General features: G+C 37.1%; 18 protein-coding genes and 3 pseudogenes. All 21 read right to left on the reverse strand.

The window, feature by feature from the left end; translation table 11 throughout:
- Nucleotides 1–190 precede the first annotated feature (190 nt).
- On the reverse strand, nt 191–1,057 hold the full coding sequence (locus BW724_RS12995; RefSeq protein WP_088075622.1) for a 2-oxoacid:ferredoxin oxidoreductase subunit beta: 867 nt from the start codon (nt 1,055–1,057) through the stop codon (nt 191–193).
- A gap of 1 nt (nt 1,058) precedes the next feature.
- Complete coding sequence (locus BW724_RS13000) at nt 1,059–2,801, reverse strand: 2-oxoacid:acceptor oxidoreductase subunit alpha (RefSeq protein WP_088075623.1); 1,743 nt, start codon at nt 2,799–2,801, stop codon at nt 1,059–1,061.
- 561 nt (nt 2,802–3,362) lie between these two features.
- The gene (locus BW724_RS13005; protein WP_078595664.1) at nt 3,363–3,623 is read right to left on the reverse strand and encodes a stage V sporulation protein S; all 261 of its coding nucleotides are present in this window, start codon (nt 3,621–3,623) and stop codon (nt 3,363–3,365) included.
- Between the two features lie 192 nt (nt 3,624–3,815).
- The gene (locus tag BW724_RS13010; RefSeq protein WP_088075624.1) at nt 3,816–4,610 is read right to left on the reverse strand and encodes a TIGR00282 family metallophosphoesterase; all 795 of its coding nucleotides are present in this window, start codon (nt 4,608–4,610) and stop codon (nt 3,816–3,818) included.
- Between the two features lie 116 nt (nt 4,611–4,726).
- Entirely contained in the window at nt 4,727–6,283 is a 1,557-nt protein-coding gene (gene rny / locus BW724_RS13015; RefSeq protein WP_205160390.1) for a ribonuclease Y, read from the reverse strand.
- A 400-nt stretch (nt 6,284–6,683) separates the two neighbouring features.
- Nucleotides 6,684–7,106 (reverse strand): annotated as a pseudogene (locus tag BW724_RS13020) (DNA recombination/repair protein RecA); the annotation flags it as partial.
- 613 nt (nt 7,107–7,719) lie between these two features.
- Nucleotides 7,720–8,136, reverse strand: a pseudogene (locus tag BW724_RS13025) (DNA recombination/repair protein RecA); the annotation flags it as partial.
- A 343-nt stretch (nt 8,137–8,479) separates the two neighbouring features.
- Nucleotides 8,480–8,671: pseudogene (locus tag BW724_RS13030) on the reverse strand (DNA recombination/repair protein RecA); the annotation flags it as partial.
- A 320-nt stretch (nt 8,672–8,991) separates the two neighbouring features.
- Nucleotides 8,992–10,575: a DEAD/DEAH box helicase gene (locus BW724_RS13035; RefSeq protein WP_088075627.1), complete on the reverse strand. Its 1,584-nt coding sequence runs from the start codon at nt 10,573–10,575 to the stop codon at nt 8,992–8,994.
- On the reverse strand, nt 10,572–11,813 hold the full coding sequence (locus BW724_RS13040; RefSeq protein ID WP_088077915.1) for a competence/damage-inducible protein A: 1,242 nt from the start codon (nt 11,811–11,813) through the stop codon (nt 10,572–10,574). Before BW724_RS13040 ends, BW724_RS13035 begins: the two co-directional genes overlap by 4 nt.
- Before the next feature lie 18 nt (nt 11,814–11,831).
- Nucleotides 11,832–12,410, reverse strand: coding sequence for a CDP-diacylglycerol--glycerol-3-phosphate 3-phosphatidyltransferase (gene pgsA / locus BW724_RS13045; RefSeq protein ID WP_088075628.1), 579 nt, complete (start codon nt 12,408–12,410; stop codon nt 11,832–11,834).
- A gap of 380 nt (nt 12,411–12,790) precedes the next feature.
- Nucleotides 12,791–13,717 (reverse strand): helix-turn-helix domain-containing protein, encoded by a 927-nt coding sequence (locus tag BW724_RS13050; RefSeq protein ID WP_417891445.1) that lies wholly within the window; start codon nt 13,715–13,717, stop codon nt 12,791–12,793.
- A 9-nt stretch (nt 13,718–13,726) separates the two neighbouring features.
- Complete coding sequence (locus BW724_RS13055; RefSeq protein ID WP_088075630.1) at nt 13,727–14,503, reverse strand: DUF3388 domain-containing protein; 777 nt, start codon at nt 14,501–14,503, stop codon at nt 13,727–13,729.
- A 245-nt stretch (nt 14,504–14,748) separates the two neighbouring features.
- Complete coding sequence (locus BW724_RS13060; RefSeq protein WP_088075631.1) at nt 14,749–14,997, reverse strand: DUF3243 domain-containing protein; 249 nt, start codon at nt 14,995–14,997, stop codon at nt 14,749–14,751.
- A gap of 70 nt (nt 14,998–15,067) precedes the next feature.
- Nucleotides 15,068–15,802, reverse strand: coding sequence for an elongation factor P 5-aminopentanone reductase (gene ymfI / locus BW724_RS13065; protein ID WP_088075632.1), 735 nt, complete (start codon nt 15,800–15,802; stop codon nt 15,068–15,070).
- A 6-nt stretch (nt 15,803–15,808) separates the two neighbouring features.
- On the reverse strand, nt 15,809–17,101 hold the full coding sequence (yfmH, locus tag BW724_RS13070) for an EF-P 5-aminopentanol modification-associated protein YfmH (protein WP_088075633.1): 1,293 nt from the start codon (nt 17,099–17,101) through the stop codon (nt 15,809–15,811).
- On the reverse strand, nt 17,094–18,383 hold the full coding sequence (gene yfmF, locus BW724_RS13075; RefSeq protein WP_088075634.1) for an EF-P 5-aminopentanol modification-associated protein YfmF: 1,290 nt from the start codon (nt 18,381–18,383) through the stop codon (nt 17,094–17,096). Before yfmF ends, yfmH begins: the two co-directional genes overlap by 8 nt.
- 329 nt (nt 18,384–18,712) lie before the next feature.
- Nucleotides 18,713–19,432: a GntR family transcriptional regulator gene (locus BW724_RS13080; protein ID WP_088075635.1), complete on the reverse strand. Its 720-nt coding sequence runs from the start codon at nt 19,430–19,432 to the stop codon at nt 18,713–18,715.
- A 27-nt stretch (nt 19,433–19,459) separates the two neighbouring features.
- A complete protein-coding gene (locus BW724_RS13085) occupies nt 19,460–21,838 on the reverse strand; it encodes a DNA translocase FtsK (RefSeq protein WP_088075636.1) in 2,379 nt (792 codons plus the stop codon).
- Between the two features lie 223 nt (nt 21,839–22,061).
- Entirely contained in the window at nt 22,062–22,283 is a 222-nt protein-coding gene (locus tag BW724_RS13090; RefSeq protein WP_088075637.1) for a YlzJ-like family protein, read from the reverse strand.
- A complete protein-coding gene (locus BW724_RS13095) occupies nt 22,280–23,005 on the reverse strand; it encodes a ClpP family protease (protein ID WP_140355091.1) in 726 nt (241 codons plus the stop codon). The genes BW724_RS13090 and BW724_RS13095 overlap by 4 nt, the downstream gene beginning before the upstream one ends.
- Nucleotides 23,006–23,104 lie beyond the last annotated feature (99 nt).

Here is a 23,104-nt window from a genome sequence, read left to right on the forward strand (position 1 = left end):
CATTGAAAAAAGATATAAATGATATCTTATATTGAATTTGTATGCCTTCTCTATTTTACCATTTGGAAATGTACTCGTAAACAACACTGTCCACAACAAGAGGACAAACGATCCCCTACTTAAAACAAATCAAAAAATATTTTCTCCACATAAAAAGCACCTCTCGAAATGAGAGGTGCTTTCCCTTTTATTACATAAATTCACTAATTAATTTATCGAATTTCTCTTGATCTAATTCTAAGTCTTGTTTTGCTAGACCTTCTTCTTCGAATCCTTGTACAAGGGATTCATATGATGGCTTTTCTTTATCTTGATAGATTAAACCAGTTACTAATCCGTTATATTTCATTAGTGTATTCATTGCATCTGTACGATTTTCTGGATCATATCCTTCAATCGTTGAAAGGGAAGTAAGGTTTTCCTTGAACCAGTCATACGTATTAATCTTATTAAATGTTACACAAGGGCTGAACACATTAATTAGTGAGAAGCCTTTATGGTTAATTCCTTGCTCTATTAAAGATGTTAACTCTTTTAAGTCACTGGAGAAGCTTTGTGCTACAAAACCAGCGCCAGAAGAAATTGCAAGCTCCATAACATTCAATGAAGATTCAATGGTTCCAGCAGGTGTACTTTTCGTTTTGAATCCCATTTCACTACGAGGTGACGCCTGACCTTTTGTTAGTCCATAAATTTGGTTATCCATGACGATATACGTAACGTCAATATTTCGACGGATCGCATGAACCGTGTGCCCCATTCCGATCGCAAAACCGTCCCCGTCACCACCTGAAGCAATAACCGTTAATTCGCGGTTAGCCATTTTAACACCTTGTGCGATAGGTAATGAACGACCATGGATTCCGTGAAAACCATATGAATTAATATAACCGGATATTCTTCCAGAGCATCCGATACCAGATACAACAGCTAGTTCTTCTGGAACGATACCAACATTCGCAGCAGCACGCTGGATTGCAGCTTGTACAGAAAAGTCACCACACCCTGGACACCAGTTAGGTTTTACATTATTTCTAAAGTCTTTAAACGTGGCCATATTAGAACAACTCCTTGCATTGGTTGTGAATTTCAGATGGCAAGAATGGATTTCCATCGTATTTTAGAATAGAATGAATATCTCCTTGACATAGGTTCATCTTCGTCAGTTGTGCCAGCTGGCCTGTGGCGTTATTTTCTACCACAACGACCTTCTTAGCTTTAGCTACCATGCTCTTCACTTCTTCTGTTGGGAATGGGTGAAGCAGTCGCACTTGACCATGATTGACCTTCAAACCATCTTTTTCTAACCTTGGAATTGCTTCTTGAATTGTTCCACGCGTTGAATTAAATCCTAAAATAAGTAGATCCGCTTCTTCATGTCGCTCATCCTTATAAACAGGAGTTGGGAAAACATCTGGTAGCTTATCTACCTTCCTCATACGCTTATCCATCTGTGCCTTACGGTTTTCAGGACTTTCTGACGGCTTACCTTGTTCATTATGTTCAACACCAGTAACATGATGAATACCATATTTCATACCAGGGATAACCCGTTTTGAAATACCATCTTCCGTTACTTCATAGCGCTTAAAGTACTCATTTTTTTCTAGTTCAGGCAATTCTCCATTAAGGTCAAATTTCCCTCGACGAATCTTCACCTTATCAAAGTCTAGTGGCTCTACAGTCTGTTTTCCTAATGAAAGGGCTAAGTCTGTCACTAGAATTACAGGTAATTGGTATTCTTCCGCAATATTGAAAGCTTCGACAGCGTCATAGAATGCTTCCTCTACTGTTGACGGTGCGATCACAACTTTAGGAATTTCACCATGTGTACCGTATATTAAAGCAAAAATATCAGATTGCTCTTGTTTCGTTGGTAAACCAGTACTTGGACCTCCACGTTGTGTATCAACAATTACTAAAGGCGTTTCTGTGATACCGCTTAGACCAATTGCTTCCATCATTAACGATAACCCCGGACCAGCTGAGGCAGTTAAACTACGGACCCCACCGTAATTCGCACCAATTGCCATTGTACATGCAGCAATTTCGTCCTCTGTTTGTATAACTGTTCCACCGTATTCTGGAAGTTTTTTAATTAAATATTCCATAATTTCTGAAGCTGGCGTAATTGGATACGCTGGCATAAATCTAGCGCCACCTGCAAGTGCCCCTAGTGCTACTGCATCGTTTCCAATCATAAACATGCGGTTCTGTCCATCAGCTTCTACTAATTGAAAATCGCCCACATTATCCTGCGCTTCATTTAGGAAATATTTCATACCTTCTTCAATTGCTTGTAGATTTTTCTCAACAACTGATTCACCTTTTCGTGAGAAAATCTGTTCCACTACTGATCGGAATGCATCTGCTTTTAGTCCTAATAAGGCACTAGATGCTCCTACTGCCACCATGTTTTTCATCAATGAAGTTCCTAAGTCTGTCGCAATTTCTGTAAATGGTACAGAGAATAAACTTGCTGTACATCCTTCAGGTTGTTTTGGTGAAAATTTACTGTCTCCAATAATTACTCCACCTTGACGCAATTCATGGTGATTTAAATCTATTGTTTCCTGGTCAAAAGCTACCAGTATATCTAAATCATCTGATATGGAATTAGTCGGTGTAGTACTTACACGAATTTTATTGTTTGTATGTCCACCTTTAATACGTGATGAAAAGTGTCTATACCCGTATAAATAATACCCTTGACGGCTTAATGCCATTGAGAAGATTTCACCTGTACTTTCAATCCCCTCACCTTGCTGTCCTCCAACTTTCCATGAAAGTTGATTGATCATCTTTTTCTCCACCCCTTTAATCTGACAATGAATTAGTTACAACATGTGAAAGTAAAAACGTTCTTAATCAACAATAAATATGTACCGTGATCCTGGACCTTTTATCAAATAATGTTCCAAGAAACACCTCGACTTTCATCGATCCCCATTTGTTTAGGCCTCGTTTCTAAAGTTCAGAAGTGAAAACTCAATATTTTTCATAGATTCATATTGTAAAGCGTTTTCAGCTACTGTTTAATTTCTTAAAACACATTTATATTGTAACATAACTTTCACAATTTCTAAAACAAGAATATTCATTCTATTTTGTCAGATCTTATTTTGATTAAAAGCAATAGGCTATGTTAAAGAGTAGTCTAGATATGTTTAACAGAGCCAAATAATAAAAAATGTCTGAATAACTTGATGATTTGATTAAACTATATAAACACTTGATACGTTTGTCAAAGGATTGAACTCAACAATAAACGATAGACTTAAAATAACATTTTTGAGATGATATTCGCGTCAATCTCCAACAAAAAACCTGCTTGAAATTTCAAGCAGGAAAATTACCTCTATTTAACGAGGCTCAATAATTAATTTAATTGCAGTTCTTTCATCCCCATCAATTTGGATGTCAGTAAATGCAGGAATACAAATGAGATCAATACCACTTGGTGCTACAAAACCTCGGGCAATAGCAACCGCCTTAATGGATTGATTTAACGCTCCTGCTCCTATTGCTTGAATCTCAGCTGCTCCTCTTTCTCGAATTACTCCAGCTAATGCACCAGCAACGGAATTAGGATTAGATTTTGCTGAAACTTTTAATACTTCCACTTGAGAACCTCCTTAAGGAATTTTAGTGTGGTAAGATCATAACCAAAAACATAACATTGCAGAATATTTTCATCACTTCTCTTTATCTATTTATATTCTACAACGAAATGGACTAAAAAAGTTAAAAAATTCTAATTTTTTTCTCTTTTTGTATATATTCATAAAAAATTTAATTATTCTTATCCCATAAGATTAATCAAAAAAAGGTCGGTCCTCATTGATACTTATTCTTTGAATTGATTCTGCCTTGCCTGTTTGATTGTTTAAAGTAATAGTCACTCCATTGATCTGCTCTCTACCTTTAGCTACTTCAAACCTTCCAGGAAGACTCGTCAAAAACCTATTAATAATTATATCTTTATCCATTCCTAATATCCCATCGTACGGACCAGTCATCCCCACATCAGATATGTATGCAGTTCCACCAGGTAAAATTCTTTCATCAGCTGTTTGGACATGTGTATGTGTTCCAACAACTGCAGAAGCTCTACCATCCAAATACCATGCAATAGCTTGTTTTTCACTCGTCGCTTCCGCATGAAAATCAAGAAAAATAAAAGGTGTTTTTTTCCGTACTTCTTCAACTACTTCATCTAGTATTCTAAAAGGACAATCAAGAGGAGGCATAAACGTCCTTCCTTGTGCATTAATAACTGCAATTTTTTTATTCCCTGCTTTTGCAATTACATAGCCAACTCCTGGGGTATCCTGTGGAAAATTAATTGGCCGGATAAGGTTAGGAACATCGTCAATAAAATCAAAGACTTCTTTTTTATCCCAAGCATGATTCCCTAATGTAATAACATCCGCACCTGCTTCTTTTATCTCGTGGTACACTTTCTCAATGATCCCCTTGCCCCCTGCAGAATTTTCTCCATTTACAATTGTTATATCTGGTTTATATTTCGACTTTAATTTTGGTAAAAATTCTTTTAGCACCTTTCTACCAGGTGATCCTACTACGTCAGCGATAAATAATATCTTCATTTGATTGCTCCTTTGAAACTTTAATTATTATGTAATCTTTTTATGTTTGTTCTTCTTGGTGACCCTTGGATAAGAAACGGAATTGATATAAAAATAAAGTGGCAGAAATCGCCACTTTATTTTGCATACTCAACTGCCCTTGTTTCACGTATCACAGTCACTTTAATGTGTCCAGGATAATCGAGCTCGTCTTCTATTTTTTTAGTAATATCACGAGCCAATCGATAGGAGTCTTCATCCGTAATGAAGTCAGGCTTCACCATGATTCGGACTTCACGCCCTGCTTGAATAGCATATGTTTTTTCCACGCCATCAAAAGACTCTGAGATTTCCTCTAGTTTTTCTAGACGTTTAATATACGTTTCAAGCGTTTCTCTCCTAGCACCTGGTCTTGCTGCTGATAATGCATCTGCTGCAGCCACTAAAGTGGATATAACTGAAGTTGCCTCCGTATCACCATGGTGTGAAGCAATACTGTTAATGACTACTGGATGTTCTTTGTATTTTGATGCTAATTCCACGCCAATTTCTACATGGCTTCCTTCCACTTCATGATCAATGGCTTTACCAAGATCGTGTAGAAGGCCTGCTCTTCGAGCCAATTGAACATCTTCACCTAGTTCAGATGCCATTAAGCCGCTCAGATAAGCTACTTCCATGGAATGTTTTAAAACATTTTGTCCATAGCTAGTACGGAATTTTAAACGACCCAATATTTTGATCAAGTCTGGGTGTAATCCATGAATACCCATTTCGAATGTGGATTGCTCTCCGTATTCACGAATTAATTCGTCTACTTCACGGCGAGACTTGTCCACTGTTTCTTCAATGCGTGCTGGATGAATCCTTCCATCCTGAACAAGCTTTTCTAATGCTGTTTTTGCGATTTCTCTACGAATTGGATCAAAACCTGACAAAATTACAGCTTCAGGAGTGTCATCAATTATTAAATCAATCCCTGTTAAGGTTTCTAAAGCACGTATGTTACGCCCTTCTCTACCAATAATACGGCCTTTCATTTCATCATTCGGTAAATTTACTACCGATACAGTTGTTTCTGATACGTGATCAGCCGCACAACGTTGAATTGCCATTGATAAGATATCCTTTGCTTTCTTATCAGCCTCTTCTTTCGCTCTCGTAACAGATTCTTTTATCAGCACAGCACGTTCATGTGTTAATTCCTCTGAAACAGTTTTCATGATGATTTCTCTTGCATCATCTTTAGTAAACCCAGATATTCTTTCTAATTCTTGTTGTTGTTCTTTTACCATTTCCTCGACTTTGCTATTCATCTCGTCGATCTGATTCTGACGTTTTGACAATTCATCTTCTCGTTTATCGAGACTTTCTTCTTTCTTGTCTAACGTTTCGCTCCTACGGTCCAACGATTCTTCCTTTTGAACTAATCGATTTTCTTGTTTTTGAATATCGTTTCGACGATCACGGACTTCTTTTTCAGCTTCCATACGAAGCTTATGGGCTTCATCTTTCGCTTCAAGAATTGCTTCTTTTTTACTAGCTTCCGCTTCTCGCTTCGCATCTTCAATCGTTTGCTTTGCAAGCTGCTCTGCGCTGGAAATTTTAGCTTCCGCGATCGATTTTCTAACGAAATATCCAATAAAGAATACGATTATTGCAGTGAATAGCAAAATGAGGATTTGAATGATCATGTCCAAGACTGATTCACCTCCCCATGCTATTTCTTTTTTTTCAAACTTAGTTTCATTTTTTCATTTGTTCATGTTCAATTTGATTCCAATTTACAAATTACGTCAAAAAGCGCACATCCAATAAAAATTTAAATCAGTGAGTATGTGAAAAACTATAAAGTATTCTTTCTAATTGTATTCTTCATAATTTACAATGTCAAGCACTGGAAGAGCTCTTGAAACCTTATGAAAGCTGTTTTCCTGTCTTATCCCCTTGAATTTAATATATATATAAGATAGTACTAGTGATTTTTGTTGAAAAGTAGGGTTAATATAGATAATGTTTTATTGGTAGATACATAGTCTTATTTAAATAAAATCGACCCAAATGGTTATATACCTTTTGGGTCGATCTCCAAAATTATTTTAAATCTAATGGCAAATCTTCAGGCTCATCTGCATCAGCAGCTGGAACCGTAATCGGTTCATTTAATCCATGATACTCACGAATTTTTGCTTCAATAGCACTTGTAATATCATTATTTTCTTTTAAAAACTGCTTTGCATTTTCCCTACCTTGACCTAAACGCTCTTCATTATAGGAATACCAAGCACCACTCTTTTGAACGATATCTAAATCTGATCCAATATCCAAGATGGATCCTTCTCGAGATATTCCTTCTCCATACATGATATCCACTTCAGCAGTTTTAAATGGAGGTGCTACTTTATTTTTAACAACTTTAATTCTTGTTTTATTACCAACCATGTCATTTCCTTGCTTCAATGTTTCTGCTCGACGAACTTCTAATCTAACAGAAGAGTAGAACTTTAATGCACGACCCAATTTGTTATCCTATCGGCTTTTTATCCGATAGCTCTTACCCTTTCTTTCGAGTAAGTTCAGCATACATTTTCACCTTCGCACGATACGTTAAGGTGGCGGAGACTCGTGGGGATATTTTTGCTATCATAGCGCTCAATCCCTATGCGTTACACAGACTATTGATCATAGCCCGCTCGATATTAGCATCTCAGCCTTCATCGAATTTCCCCGCTCATAATCTAGATGGTTTCTCACCTAGACGGCAGTGTGATTAATAAATACTACCAGGTGTCGTTTCAGGATTCAGTTGTGTTAACACAAGAGTTTTTTATCTCTTGTTTCTGGAGGTTGTATTCCCTCATATCCTAATACTAGGATTACGATCAGTCATTTCTGATCCAGCTCAGCATATCTTTTCATCTTCGACATAACTCGTTAAGATGATGCGGCCTCTTGGAAGGATTATATTCTGTAATAATATACAGTTTCACCTTCTATGCGTTGCCCCTGACTATCATTTTACTTATAGCCTTCGGTTCGGATTTGCATCTCAGCATCCCCGGCTAATTCCGCATTCATAATCTAGAAAATTTCTTTTCTAGACGGCAAAGTGCTTGTCTTAAGCAACTCTATCACCAAACATAACTCCAACTTTTTCGCGAATCTGGTTAATAAATACTGCGATTGTTTTTGATTTATTGATTGCACCAGAAAGTTTTCTTAGTGCTTGTGACATAAGTCGGGCTTGAAGACCAACGTGGCTGTCTCCCATTTCCCCTTCAATCTCAGCTTTCGGTACAAGTGCTGCCACAGAGTCAATAACAATCATATCTACAGCGCCACTTCGTACTAATGCTTCAGCTATTTCTAGGGCTTGTTCTCCAGTATCTGGTTGAGATAAGAGTAATTCATCAATATTTACTCCTAAGTTTTGTGCATATACTGGATCGAGGGCATGTTCAGCGTCTATGAAAGCCGCTTGTCCACCATTTCGCTGAATTTCAGCGATGGCGTGTAATGCTACAGTTGTTTTACCAGAAGATTCGGGCAGGATTGTTATACACAAGGCTTTTTATCCTTGCTTCTGGAGGTCACCCTCATCACCATTACGCTCTGGAAACATAATGGCTACAGTTGGTTATTTCCAACTCAGCTCAGCGTACATTTTCACCCTCAGCATGATCTGTTAGGGTAGGGACACTCTTGCCAGGATTATATTCTATTAACGGTTAATAGGTTCACCTGGTACGCGTTACGGTGTTACGACTTTTTAGTTTCGCAATTACCTCGGAATTGTCTCAAGTGAGAGGTTTTCCGATTTTGCCCCTTTCCTCTTACCAGTTTCCCAGTAAGCGGGCGATCCGTCTCTTAACTTTTGTTAAGAATTATTCACCATAGATTTCAATGATTCTTCCTTTAGGATATCCTCCTACACCTAATGCAATATCTACTGCTAACGCTCCAGTTGATACAGTAGAAACTCGTTGTTCCGCCTGTTCTCCAAGTTTCATAATGGAGCCTTTACCAAACTGTTTCTCGATCTGACGTAAAGCCATATCAAGTGCTTGTTTACGATCTGACATGTTCAATCTCTCCTTAGTCTTGCATTCTTATTTCTAACACTATCTTACCTCTTTTTAATCTATTTGCCAATAGATTTGCAAACATTCGTTCCCTAATTTATTTTTTCTAAATCTAATAGAAAACTACTCTATTATACCTTTTTTAATTCCATCAATGCTAACTAAATCATCGCACCACTTATTTCCTTTCCTTCCACTTCCCTTTTTCTCTAATTGCTTAGGGCACTGCAGCGTATCCATCGAGGATACTCGAAGCAGAAACTTGATGACTGCTCAAGTTCATAAAAAATCCGCCTTTTTAAGAAAAGGCGGACATTGTTTTATTTTCTTTTCGGTCTCGGTTTCGCTGGTTCTAAATTTATTCGTGCACCATTGACTCTTGAGTACTTTAACCCTTCGTACACAAATGGCGCTACTTCCTGTGGAACTTCCATAAAAGTAAAGTTCTCAAATATATCTATTCTACCTACTGCATTTACTGGGATTCCAACTAAATGAGCAACCTCTTCTGATAGTATTTTCGGCGTTAAATCAACGTTTCGTCCAACATTAATAAAAAACCTTGTCATCCCTTTTTGTGCTCCAGTATCACCGAAATCATATCCATCATCTTTCAGATCATCCTGGCTATAAAAAGCAAGCTTCATCAAAGACGTAATCACTTTTTCTGGTGGATAATGCTCTAGTAAATCAGCAACCAGTGGATCATATAAGCTTTCCATGTCATCATCACTTTCAATTAGGTCAATGATTTGTCCTTTCCAGACATGCTGCTGCTTTTCAACAACTTCTTCTACAGACGGCAATTTTTCCGAAGGTATATTCATTTTGATCTCAGCTTCAATAGATCTCAAATGCTTCATTTCGCGAGGCGTGACAAGCGTTACTGCAATCCCTTCACGTCCAGCACGTCCAGTTCTTCCTATGCGGTGTACATAACTCTCAGGGTCCTGCGGAATATCATAGTTTATAACATGGGAGACATTTTCCACATCGATTCCCCTTGCAGCTACATCTGTTGCAATAAGAAACTCTATAGATGAATCCCTAAATTTTTTCATAACAATATCCCTTTGTGATTGTGTTAAATCACCGTGAAGACCATCAGCCATATACCCTCTTGCTTGTAAAGCTTCTGTTAATTCTGCAACACCTTTTTTTGTACGACAGAAAATAATGCCTAATTCGATTGTCTCACTGTCAATGACACGGCATAAGGAATCCAACTTATTTTTTTCTAGTACTTTATAATAGACTTGGTTAATTGATGGTGCCGTTACTTCTCCTTTACTAATTGTCACCTGTTTTGGACGGTTCATGTATTTATTAGACAATTTACGTATTGGAGGAGGCATCGTTGCTGAAAACAAAAGTGTCTGGCGTTCGCTATTGACTTGTTGAAGAATCTTTTCAATATCCTCAATAAAGCCCATATCAAGCATTTCGTCTGCTTCATCCAAAATTAAAGTGTGAACATTTCTTAATTGAAGCGTCTTTCTGTTTAAGTGGTCCAAAATTCTACCTGGAGTACCTACTACGACTTGAGTGCCTCGTTTTAATGCTTTAATTTGATGGCCAATAGACTGACCACCATAAATTGGAAGAATATGAACATTTTTGTACTTAGACAGCTTTTGAAGCTCACCGGCCACTTGAATTGCCAATTCCCTTGTTGGAGTTAATATAAGGGATTGTACATTGCGATCCTTCGTTACGTGTTCAAGAAGGGGAATACCGAAAGCAGCTGTTTTACCAGTACCTGTTTGCGCTTGTCCTATAACGTCTTGTTTTTTTAAAATCTCTGGGATAACTTTTTCTTGAATAGGCGATGGCGCTTCAAAGCCCATGTCCTTAATTGCTTTTTTTATATCATCAGAGATTTGAAATTCTTCAAATTTCATCATTTATTCATCCACCTTTTCATTTGCAATAATAAATAGGCTCCGTATTTAACTGAACGGTCTCTTATATTTTGCCTGCTACCAGCTAACTTCAACTCATAACTTTTCGTTTCATCTTCTGTGGAGATACCAATATATAAAAGACCAGGCTCTTTTCCTTCAAGTTGATCAGGACCTGCTACTCCAGTAAAGCTTATTCCAATATCAGAACCCATTATTTGTCTAACATTTCTAGCCATTTCCTTTGCACACTCATGACTCACAGTCCCGTGAATTAACGCTTCTTCTGAAACCTGGAGCTGAGATTTCTTTACTTCATTTGAATAACAAATAATACTTCCTGGGAAGATGCTTGACACACCAGGTTGTTTAGTCAATTCTGACGCAAATAATCCACCTGTAAGACTTTCCGCAGATGAAATGGTAGTATTTTTCGCCTTTAATTCATCAACAAGCTTTTCAACCAAGGTCACTTCTCCAGTACCATAGAAATACTTGTCCAATCTTGAAACGATTTCGTCTTGTAGCTTATTTAACTCATTTTCGTTCTCCGTCTCATCTAAACCCCTAATAGTTAATCGCAGCGTTACTTCTCCATCAGAAGCAAGTGGGGCTATAGTTGGGTTTGATTGACTTTCAAGGAGATCATCAATAATCTCAACTAATTGTGATTCACCAATGTCAAAAAAGCGCAATACTCTGGATTGAATCGAGATAGCATGCTGCATCTGTTTCCTAAGGTAAGGGATAACGTATTTCTCGAACATTGGGTTCAATTCTTTAGGGGGACCAGGTAACATGATGAATAGACGATCATCATCTTTTAACCCCATTCCACAAGCTAATCCGTGGTCATTAGGAAACACATGGGAGTTTTCTAAGATTAAAGCCTGTTTACGGTTATTCTCAGTCATTACTCGATTTCTTGCTTGAAAAAAACCTTCAATTCTATCCATTGTATCTTGATCATAGACAAGCTTTTTACCAGTGAAAGCAGCTGTAGTTTCTTTCGTTAAATCATCCTTCGTAGGACCAAGACCTCCAGTCATAATAATGACATTAGAGCGTTTTTTTGCAACATGCAAAACTTCCCCTAGTCTTTTAGGATTATCTCCAACCACTGTATGGTGATAAACATTTATACCTAATATTGTCATTTGCTCTGACAGATATTGTGCATTGGAATTCACTATTTGACCTAATAAAAGTTCAGAACCAACAGCTATTATTTCTGCATTCATCGTATTCATGTACTATATTTATACCCCTTTAATCAAGACTTGTTTGTTCTTAATAAAATAATCAATACCCGAAAGTAGAGTTAAGACTACTGCGACATAGACCATAACTGTGTCAAAAGGGAACCCTATCATTTCAAAAATCATATTATGTAACATCAATGCTGAAGCGGCAATAATTTGACTTACCGTCTTCCATTTCCCCCATTTACTCGCTGCAATAACCTCACCTTCACCAGAAGCTACAAGTCGAAGGCCAGTTACTGCAAATTCCCTACTTAGTATTACCACTGCTGCCCAAGCTGGAAACATATCTAAGCCCACTAATGAGATAAATGCTGCAGTAATTAATAACTTATCAGCTAAGGGGTCTAAAAACTTACCCATATTTGTAACTAGATTATATTTTCTTGCGTAATAACCATCTAACCAATCCGTTGAAGCTGCAATAATAAATACAAGTGCAGCGAAGAAGTGATGTAATGGTATATTCGCCCCCAAAAAGCGAAGTTCACCCCAAGAGAATGGTACCAACAGCAATACCATAAAGATAGGTATTAATATTATACGGGATATTGTAATTTGATTAGGTACGTTCACCTTAATCCTCCTAACAGCAATTAGTATCACTAAATGGAACAAGCATGCTATAAGCTTTATCAATTTTACCAAAAAAGGAACCATTTTGCGAATTATACATATACATATCTATTTAATTCATGATTTTCCCTCAAAAAAGAAGCTAGGATATTAGTGTCTGTATAAATGAAATTCCGGAACGAAATAGAACTGCACAAAATTCGCTCAGAAAATAAACTTTCTCCCAGCCGGCTAGTGAGCAGCATCGATGCTTTGCATTTGTTAGCTCACCATTATATATCTCCGGTTAGAGTAAACGTATATTTTCCTCCGCTAAGATTGTGCATTGTTCGTAAATTCATTTACACACACTTATTATATCCCAGCCTCTTTTAATGCTACTATTCATCTGTTTCATCTGTTTCTTCTGTTTCCTCTGTTTCTTCTGTTTCTTCAAAAGTAACGGTAATATTCTGGACATCATTATTAATGGGATATTCAATTAATTGGTCATTAATGAATATTGTCGCGGTTCTTGTATTACCGATCCTAAAAGTAATAGACTCTTCATCTGAAAAATCAAAGGACAATTCATCTTCATCGTAGTATTCTCCTTGATGGAACTCATCATCGTTAGAATCCCTTATTTGGATCCAAGTATGACCTGTGAACTCCAAACGAACGTCAAGAGAATCTGTATTTGATAAGATAAAATAAGAGTGAGACCCTTCCGTACGATCAAGTGCTAACTCTTGTTCAGGTTCAGGCTCTGGTTCTGGTTCGGGTTCAGGTTCGGGTTCTTCATCAACCTCTTCTTCATCAGTATCTTCCCCATCCTCTAATACATCATCAATATCAGAGTCAGGAATATCAACTGCAGGTCCACTCTGTTGCTCTTCACGGGATACCCCATCATTTGAACCGTTATCATCTAGATTGAAATACCAAAATGCCGTAGCAATTGCTAGTACAAAAATAACAACGACCAACGTAGGAATAAGAGATGCTAATTTTGATCTCTTCTTCACCAGTTTTGGTTTGGCCCGATTTACACGAGGAGGGAGTTCTGAAGGCGTCTGTTTAGATTGTGGTAGTTCATCACGATGCTCTTCGAAAAGCATATCTGAATCTAAACCTACGGCATCTGCATATCTTTTCACAAAAGCTCTGGCATAAAAATCACCTGGCATTCGCGAAAAGTCACCCTCTTCTATTGCCATCAAGTACCTTTTTTGTATTTTAGTTATGGTTTGTAACTCATCTAATGAGTACCCTTTTTCTTCACGGGCGGTTTTTAACCGCATTCCTAATTCAGACAATCGAAACACCTACCACCTTTAACTAATGTCAAAAGATGAGAATCCTGAATCAATAACTTCATATGTAATTTTCTCATCTTCATCACTTCTTAGTTCTATTATATAATCAAAATCATCCAATGAATACTCTGTTTCTCTCACAAAAATATCGGGATGTTCCACTACCTTTGTTGCAGGGAGCCTCATAATGTCACCAACGAGCATTTGATGCCTTTCAGAAGCCCTCATTGTTGAAACAATACCGTCAATAATATAAATATTATCTTCAGATAACTCATCATCTGCCAGTTGACTCCGAATCGTCTGTCTTAATAAAGTTGAAGATAAAAATGACCATCTTTTACTAGCACAGACACTCGCTGCTACAATTGACTCTGTTTTCCCTACTCTTGGCATTCCACGTATTCCAATGAGTCGATGACCGTCCTGTTTAAAGAGTTCTGCCATAAAATCAACTAACAGACCAAGTTCATCCCTAACAAAGCGAAAGGTCTTCTTTTCGTCTTGATCTCGTTCTATATATCGACCATGACGGACTGCGAGTCTATCCCTTAATTTAGGAGCACGAATTTTCGTCACCGTTATAATATCCATCGTTTCTAGAATATATTGCAAACGGAGAATACTCTCTTCGTCCTGACTTCTGATTAGCATACCCCTACGTTGGTCTTCTACACCATTTATAGTTAGGATATTAATTCTCAGCATTCCTAATAAGGAGGCAATTTCCCCAAGGAGACCTGGGCGGTTTTCATTTATTTTATATTCTAAATACCATTGTTTTTGCTCTCCCATCGTCCAACCCCTTTTCAATTATTATACTCCTTACTCCCTATCATAATTGATTTATTTCTGCATTTAAAGAAGTTTCTTACACTATCTGAAAAATAATCCAAACTATTCACGAATACTTTTAAATTTGTCTTTTGTTAAATTTAAATGTTGCTTTTTTGTTTGTTTAACAGAGATTTATATTTTAAATATTTCCACTATGGAGGTGATTTAAAAAAGTGCCGCTGAAAAAGCGACACTTTCTTCTTTTACCCTTTCTGAACAAGCTTAACCATCATGTTTGCTATAGCATGCTGTTCTTCTTCAGAAGCAACATGCCAAAGATCTGAAAGAACTTTTTCTTGATCATTTTTTGGTTCAACTTGCTCAGATAAATACTCCCCTACTTGATAAGCAACTTCGTTTATTACCTTATTATCCATGCCTTCACTTTTCGCCTGATCTAAACGGTCACCTAAAAACTCTTTCCACTGATTCCAGTTATCTAATACAGACATGAAAGATTCCTCCTTGTGTTTAAAAATTCATCTTTAGTTTTACACATTGGAGGAATTATATGCACTGTTCTCAACAATACCAAGCACCATTTGTGGAAATTATTTGACCATTAATATAATTGCTCTTTGGTGATACGAGAAAAGATACGATGGAAGCAACATCCTCTGGTGTACCTAGTCTTCCTGCTGGTATCTCAGATATTAAATCTTGCTGTTCTGATGCAGTTAAATGTCCAATCATCGCTGTATCAATTGCCCCAGGAGCAACTGCGTTTACTTGTATATTACTTGGAGCCACTTCCTTCGCTAACGCTTTGACGAAACTATTTAACCCTCCCTTAATTGTGGAATATAGTACTTCACATGAAGCACCAGTTATTCCCCAAATGGAGGAAATTACTATTATTTTCCCTTGCTTCCTTCGTAATAGATAAGGGAGAAATGTTTGGGTTAACATCATTGGTGTTGTTACACCACTGACAAGCTCCTGGGATAGTTCTTCATGGGTTAAATCGGTAAATAAGCCCCATTTGGACGAACCGCTGTTATGCACAATTACTTCTGGATTTATGGATAGTTCTTGAACTTTCTTTAAAGTTTCTTCTGGCTTAGAAAAATCAGCTTGAACTAAATCAATTTCCACTTTATATTTTTGAATGATTGAGTTCCGTAATGCCACTGCTTTATCTTTATTTTGATTATATTGAAGTATGAGGGAATATCCATCTGCAGCTAAATTCTCTGCTATAGCTCCCCCGATTCCTCCACTTGCCCCAGATATAAACGCCACTAAACCATTACTCATCCTTCGTTATTTCCCCTTTGGTGTAATATGACACTCACTCATCTGTGTTTCTGTTAAGAAGTGTTCTTGCATTGCCTTTGATAGATCATCTACTGTTATTGACTCTAATACAGGAATCACCTCAAATAGATCCATGTCATTAAAACGATATCTCGTGAATTGATTTGCAATATATTCTGGTGAATTCAGTGCCCTTAGAAAATAACCGATTTTCTTTTTTCTTATCCCTTCCATCTCATCCTTATTAAGTGGCTTTTGTATAAATTCTCCCACCATCGTTTTTATTCTTTTACCGAGTTCTTCAGGCCGATCCGTATCACCACCAACTACAGAAAATCCAAAACCGTGTTCGCCTGAATAATCAAATGAAAAGGAATCATCAATTAACCCTTCATCATGTAATTTTTGATAATTCTCTCCACTTTGACCAAACATCATCTCCAATAACAATTGAATTGATAATTCATGTTTTAACAGGTCTTTCCCTTGCTTTTCTGGTTTACGGTCCTTAAATCCAACTAAACATTTCCCTGTATTTACGTTCATTGGAATAGTCACTAGTTTTTGATCTACTTCCTCAGGTTCTTTTTCAAAATACCGTTCAACATGCTGAGGTTTTTCGAATTCTTTTCCTGCTTGATTTTCTCTAATGAGTTTAAATGTACTTTCTGGATCAAGATTTCCTACAACAAAAAAAACCATATTACTTGGGTGATAAAATGTTTCGTAGCAAGTATATAAGAGTTCCTTCGTTGTTTTATAAATAGAATCAACTGTTCCAGCTATATCAATTTTTACAGGGTGGTTTTTATACATGCTACCAATAAGTCCGAAGTAATTCCTCCAATCAGGATTATCTTCGTACATTTTAATTTCCTGTTCTATTATCCCCTTTTCTTTCTCAACTGACTCTTCAGTGAAATAAGGTTTCTGAACAAAATCTAATAATGTCTTCAGATTTTCTTCAATATTCATCGTACTTGAAAACAAATATGCTGTTCTCGTGAAACTTGTAAATGCATTGGCAGAAGCACCTTGTTTACTAAATAATTGGAATACATCCCCGTCCTCATCTTCAAAAAGCTTATGCTCTAAAAAGTGAGCAATTCCATCTGGAACCCTCAATGGTTCCTTCTCATTTAGAGGAATAAAGTGATTATCTATGGAACCATATTTTGTTGTAAACGTTGCATATGTCTTATTAAATCCTGGTTTGGGCAAAAGGTAAACTTGAAGTCCATTAGGAAGTTCCTCATAATATAAAGTTTCCTGCAGTTGATCAAACGACACTTTATTCATTAGCAGCTTCCTCCTTTCCCTTAAGAAAATAAACTGTATCTAGCTGTACTTTATTTGCCACTCTCACAACATCGTCCTTCGTCACTTTATCAATTTCAGTAATCCACTTGGCTACATATCGTTTATTTGAAGTTAGTTCGTTATGGTACTCTAGTTCAATAAATCCCCTTGGCACATCCATCGTCTCTAATAATTGATTTTTTAAGACAGCTTTTGTTTGCTCTAAATCCTCATCTGTGAAATTGCCTTGCTTCATTTGATCCATTTGTTCCTTAATTATTGTAGTTGCCTTCTCAAATTTATTACTTTCAATCCCTGACATTACAATTAATAGTCCTTTATGGCTTTCTACCCTTGAAGCGGCATAATAAGCTAAACTAGCTTTTTCACGTACATTTATAAAAAGCTTAGAATGAGAAAATCCTCCAAAGATCCCATTAAACAATTGCAGGGCAAAATAGTCTTCATGTTCATATGTTGTATTTGTACGGTATCCCATGTGAAGTTTACCTTGTTGTACGTCCTGCTCTTCAATGATTTCACGTGGTTGATCAATTTGTTTTTGCTGAGCTTCTATCGTATTATTCCTACTCCCTTCCTCAATACCTTGAAAATACTTTTTCACAAGTTGTTCCATTACAGAAACTTCCACATCACCAACTATATATAAATCAAGTTGATCTGACTTTAAAGCTTCTTGATAGTATTCATACAAAGATACATCAGTAATTTTTGTAACGTCTTCTTCTTGCCCGTTAACGAATATGCCAAATGGTTCATCTTCACACATTTCTTCCGTTAAGCGCATGTTCGCATACCGCATTTTATCATCATATACTGAAGTAATTTTTTGTCTTAAGGTTCTCTTTTCACCTTCTACTACAGATGAATCAAATGCATTGTCGGAAACATTCGGCGACAAAATCACGGAGGAGAATAAATCCAGACCCCGTTCTAATAATGGACGATCATCTGCTAAAAACTTTTCATTAGCCACTTCCATCTTAAATGTCATCATATGATATTCCCCTTTTTTAGAAACATCTACATTTAAAGTAGCTCCATATAGGTCATCTAATGCTTTACGAAATTCCTGCCTCGATGGATATTCTTTCGTTCCACTTTGAAGAACGTATGGTAATAAAGCTCTGTATGTTACTGTGTCCTTCGTTAACGGAGACCTAGCATGTAGGAGTAATGTATTAGTTTTGTATGTCTTTGACGGTAAAACATGAACATTTAATCCCCCAACTTTAAATTCCTGAAGTTTTTGTTCAATCAACTTCGTTCCCTCCTTTAATTCCTATCATTATCATACCTAATTATTTCCAAGTTATGTTTTGTACAATAAAAAAGACGCGTCAATACATTGATTGTAGCGAAAATAGTATCACAAATGCAAAGTTTAATACGAAAAGCGCAAGCGACTATGATTACGAGCGTAGGGCGGTGGAGGAATGACAACAAGAAGTCACGCCTTTTTGACTTCTGTTGTCATTTCGAAGTGCCCCGCAGCGACTAGGCGCTGGAGAAATTAACTACAAAAAAGCCAATGGTGTATAGTATTCCCATTGGCTGTAATTCTTTTCACCATCATATGAAAACTCTTTTTTAGACTCGTTTTCGTAAAACGTGAAATTTAAATTTATCTGAACGAAAATAATTAATGGAATAAAAAATTGGTCTTTCATTCACATCAAAATGAAGCTGTTTTAATAGTAATAATGATGTATCCAGGTCACAATTTAAAATATCAGATATTTTATCATGATACCCTAATGGCTCAATATGTGTTACTGCATATGATATATTAATTCCTGACTCCTCCAGTTGCTCAAAGAACGATTTTCCAGATTGCATATCATAATTTTTAATATATTTTTTTGGAATTCTGTCTAGACAGTACACGACTGGTTTAGAGTCAGCAGTTCTAACCCTTTCCACAACTAACATTTCCTCTAGGTCTTTCATTGACAATCTTTCTTTATCATCGTCCTCTGCTGGATAAACATCTGAAGATAGAAAGATTGTTCCTGGAGTTTCATTGCCCCTTTTAATCATATCCGTAATACTAAAGAGTTCTTCTATTCCAGATGAGAATAATGGTTTAGTGTTTACAAAAGTCCCCACTCCATGTCTGCGGACGATAACATTTTCATCCTCTAACATTCGAAGTGCTTCTCTTAACGTAGCCCGACTTACTCCCAATTGTTTTGATAACTCGAATTCTGAAGGGAGCTGTTCTCCTGCTTCATACAAACCGTTATCGATCTCATTTTTTAATCGATCAATGACTTGAAGGTACAGTGGCCGATGGTCTGATTTAATCACAGAAACTCCCTCCTCAATCTCGATAGCTTACTGATTAGATACTTCCTGATCTTCTGTCTTAGTAATTAGGACTTCCCTTGGTTTGCTTCCTTCATACGGACCTACTACGCCCCGAAGCTCCATTTCATCTATAAGACGAGCTGCTCTAGTATAACCAATTCTAAATCGACGTTGAAGCATGGATACAGAAGCAGTCTGCATTTCCGTAACAAGCTGTACTGCATCATCATAAAGCTCATCGTCCACTTCTGAAGTAACCGTTTCTTCCCCTTCTTGTGGCATCATTTCCTCTGCATATTGTGCCTTCTGCTGCTCAATACAATGATTAACAACTCTTTCCACCTCTTCATCAGAGAGAAACGCACCTTGTATTCTCGTTGCTTTATTAGCACCTACTGGAAGGAATAACATATCTCCACGACCTAGGAGTTTTTCAGCTCCATTTGAGTCTAGTATCGTTCTGGAATCAGTAGAACTAGATACTCCAAATGCGATCCTAGAAGGAATATTGGCTTTAATGACACCAGTGATGACATCCACTGATGGTCTTTGCGTTGCAATTATTAAATGTATACCAGCTGCTCTGGCCATTTGCGCCAATCTAGTGATGGAATCCTCCACATCTGAAGATGCAACCATCATTAGATCAGCAAGCTCGTCCACAATAACTACAATAAACGGAAGTGGTTGATATTGATCATCATCGCTACGACTTAAATTCTCTCGTTTAATATATGCATTGTAGCCTTCAATGTTTCGTGTACCTGAATGAGCAAATAGTTCATAACGTCGTTCCATTTCATTAACCACTTTTTTCAATGCCTGTGACGCTTTTTTTGGATCAGTAACGACAGGAGAAAGCAAATGAGGAACACCATTATATACATTCAACTCTACCATTTTAGGATCGATCATCATCAGTTTTACTTCGTGTGGTTTACTTCGCATTAAAATACTGATGATTATACCATTAATACAAACACTTTTCCCACTTCCAGTGGCCCCGGCTACAAGCAAGTGGGGCATTTTATTAAGTTCTGCAATGACAGCATCACCTGAAATATCTCTTCCTAAGGCGATGGCCAGTTTATTGTCCTTTTCTTGCATGATTGTAGAGTCTAATACTTCCCTTAAAGTTACAAGAGCCACTTCAGTATTTGGTACTTCTATACCTATGGCTGACTTACCCGGAATGGGAGCCTCCATACGAATATCCTTTGCAGCTAAAGCTAAGGCAAGGTCATCTGTTAAATTAACTATTTTACTTACTTTTACACCCACACTTGGATAAACTTCATATTTTGTTACAGAAGGACCTAGATGCACTTTTGTAACCTTTGCATTTACCCCAAAGCTTTCCAATGTTCTCTCAAGCTTTCTAGCATTTTTTGATAGCATAGAATGCTCTCGAGATTGATTTGCCTTCGATGGGTTGGCTAATAGATCAAATGACGGTAGTTCATAGAACTCGTTTTCTTCGGCACTTACAATTAATGAATTTGTCAAAGTTGGACTAGAATTAGTTTCCACAAACTCTGACTGTTCCTCTTCCTTTCGCTCTTGAACATTTCCCTTATTCTTTCCTTGAAGGGCTTCTGATTCCACATCTATGATTTCTGCAACAGGGTCATTATTATCGTATGCTTTTGTAGAAAAATCATAGATAATTGGCTCCTCTGTTTTAATATCCTCTTCTGGATATTGTTCCATTTGCTTCCTATCCTCAGTTAATGCTTCTTTCCGTTCTTTAGATTTTTGAATTGCAGCAGATATGAAATTTTTAATTTCAACGAATTGTGCTTTTAAATAATCTTTTAATCGTTGAAAAACAGAAGCAGAGCCTTCTCCACCTTTTTTAAGGACATCAATAATAGATTTACCCGTAATTAGAATAATAGATGTAATAATTAATCCTATTGCAAAAAAAGGAGTTCCTGCAGCTGAAAATAAGAAATGGGACACTGCAAATCCTAACGCACCAATCATACCTCCTCCAAGGCCCTCTATCACTGATTGACCTTGTAATTGTAACCAATATAAATGCCACGTGTTTCGGAGCACAGAGTGGTCAATAAAATCCGCATGATTAGACAGATCGCTATATAAGCCTAGATGTGTAAACAAAGCAATCGAAAATACGAGTAAATAAGTTCCTATTAATTTTCTAGTCCACAAATATGGAAGATTTCTTTTAATCATTATGTATAGGGAGAATATAAAAAGAGAGATAGTAAGAATGACAGACCAGTCTCCTAAGAAAAATCTAAACACTTGATGGAAGCCTTCTCCAACCACTCCAAGGCGGGCAAATGTGACGAGAGAAACTATCAATAAAAATAAACCTACTAATTCATACGTTAATTGTTTTTTCCATTTTTCCTGTTTTTTACGACGTTTTCTCGCCATTTGAACCACCTCTACCTCTAATAATACATAAAAGGAACAAGCAGCCGATACTTCCGGCTGCTGCTCTTTGGTCGAACGCTTGTTTTCCTAATTATATCACATATTTTTATACCTTTTCCATAAAATCATAAATTAAATTCTGGCAGATGTCGCACTTGTACCTTGCTTGAAAGGGAATGAACTGTAACGAACACCAACACGAGATTAGTATTTTAACGGTAGCCTAACGATTATCAAAGAAATAAGGTTGTCCAGGCTGATAACGTTCATCTAAGTATAAATTTGGATCAGTTGAAAGTAAGCGAACAACTCGGTAGCTGTTGTCTTCTCCTTGCCGCTGAACTTGTAATTGACCACCTGGAATATCCACCATTTCCACACCTTCATATTCAGTATCCTGCACTGGAAAAATGAGTTCCTGAGCCTGATATGTGTAGAGGATCATTGCACCACATCCTCACTTGGTTTATTTTCCTGAATTAATTCATTTAATTTTTTGATTGCAGGGCCAAGACCACCTATTTCATTAATAATACCATATTCTACAGCGTCCTTCCCTACTACGTTTGTTCCAATATCTCGGGTTAAGTTACCCTTAGACATCATTAACTCCTTAAATGTTTCCTCTGTAATGGATGAATGCTTCGTAACAAAACTAATGACCCGATCTTGCATCTTATCTAAATACTCAAATGTTTGAGGAACACCAATAACAAGGCCAGTTAAGCGAACAGGGTGAATCGTCATTGTTGCAGATTCAGCTATAAAACTATAGTTCGAAGCTACTGCAATTGGAACACCAATAGAATGGCCTCCCCCTAAAACTAAAGTTACTGTAGGCTTCGACATAGATGAAATCATTTCAGCAAGGGCCAAGCCTGCCTCCACATCTCCACCAACAGTATTAAGAATGATTAACATACCCTCTATTTTGGGATTTTGTTCAGCTGCAACTAATTGCGGAATGATATGTTCATATTTCGTTGTTTTGTTTTGAGGTGGCAGCTGCATATGCCCTTCAATTTGTCCAATAATTGTAACCATATGAATATTAGATTGTTCCATTTGTGGGACATTGGTTTGTCCTAACTGTTGTATTTTATCAAGTATCCCTTCTTTTGGGCTTTTACCCTGATCTTGATTAGGGCTCCCCTGGTCTTGTGACATCTGTGGATTTGACTTATTATTCATATCCGTTCACCACTCCTTTCTCATCACTAGTATGCAGTGAGAAGAGAGGTTTCATGCAAATTAGAGCTCACAAAA

It is taken from the genome of Litchfieldia alkalitelluris (assembly GCF_002153425.1).
Taxonomy (GTDB): domain Bacteria; phylum Bacillota; class Bacilli; order Bacillales; family Salisediminibacteriaceae; genus Evansella; species Evansella alkalicola.

Coding starts and splice junctions, on each gene's coding strand:
- BW724_RS13055 (WP_088075630.1), bottom strand. CDS start 14,503: ATGGGAGAGCAAAAACAATGGTATTTAGAATATAAAATAAATGAAAAC.
- BW724_RS13010 (WP_088075624.1), bottom strand. CDS start 4,610: ATGAAGATATTATTTATCGCTGACGTAGTAGGATCACCTGGTAGAAAG.
- BW724_RS13035 (WP_088075627.1), bottom strand. CDS start 10,575: ATGATGAAATTTGAAGAATTTCAAATCTCTGATGATATAAAAAAAGCA.
- BW724_RS13060 (WP_088075631.1), bottom strand. CDS start 14,997: ATGTCTGTATTAGATAACTGGAATCAGTGGAAAGAGTTTTTAGGTGAC.
- yfmH (WP_088075633.1), bottom strand. CDS start 17,101: ATGAATAAAGTGTCGTTTGATCAACTGCAGGAAACTTTATATTATGAG.
- rny (WP_205160390.1), bottom strand. CDS start 6,283: ATGATCATTCAAATCCTCATTTTGCTATTCACTGCAATAATCGTATTC.
- BW724_RS12995 (WP_088075622.1), bottom strand. CDS start 1,057: ATGGCCACGTTTAAAGACTTTAGAAATAATGTAAAACCTAACTGGTGT.
- BW724_RS13040 (WP_088077915.1), bottom strand. CDS start 11,813: ATGAATGCAGAAATAATAGCTGTTGGTTCTGAACTTTTATTAGGTCAA.
- ymfI (WP_088075632.1), bottom strand. CDS start 15,802: ATGAGTAATGGTTTAGTGGCGTTTATATCTGGGGCAAGTGGAGGAATC.
- BW724_RS13090 (WP_088075637.1), bottom strand. CDS start 22,283: ATGATCCTCTACACATATCAGGCTCAGGAACTCATTTTTCCAGTGCAG.
- BW724_RS13085 (WP_088075636.1), bottom strand. CDS start 21,838: ATGGCGAGAAAACGTCGTAAAAAACAGGAAAAATGGAAAAAACAATTA.
- BW724_RS13095 (WP_140355091.1), bottom strand. CDS start 23,005: ATGTCACAAGACCAGGGGAGCCCTAATCAAGATCAGGGTAAAAGCCCA.
- BW724_RS13000 (WP_088075623.1), bottom strand. CDS start 2,801: ATGATCAATCAACTTTCATGGAAAGTTGGAGGACAGCAAGGTGAGGGG.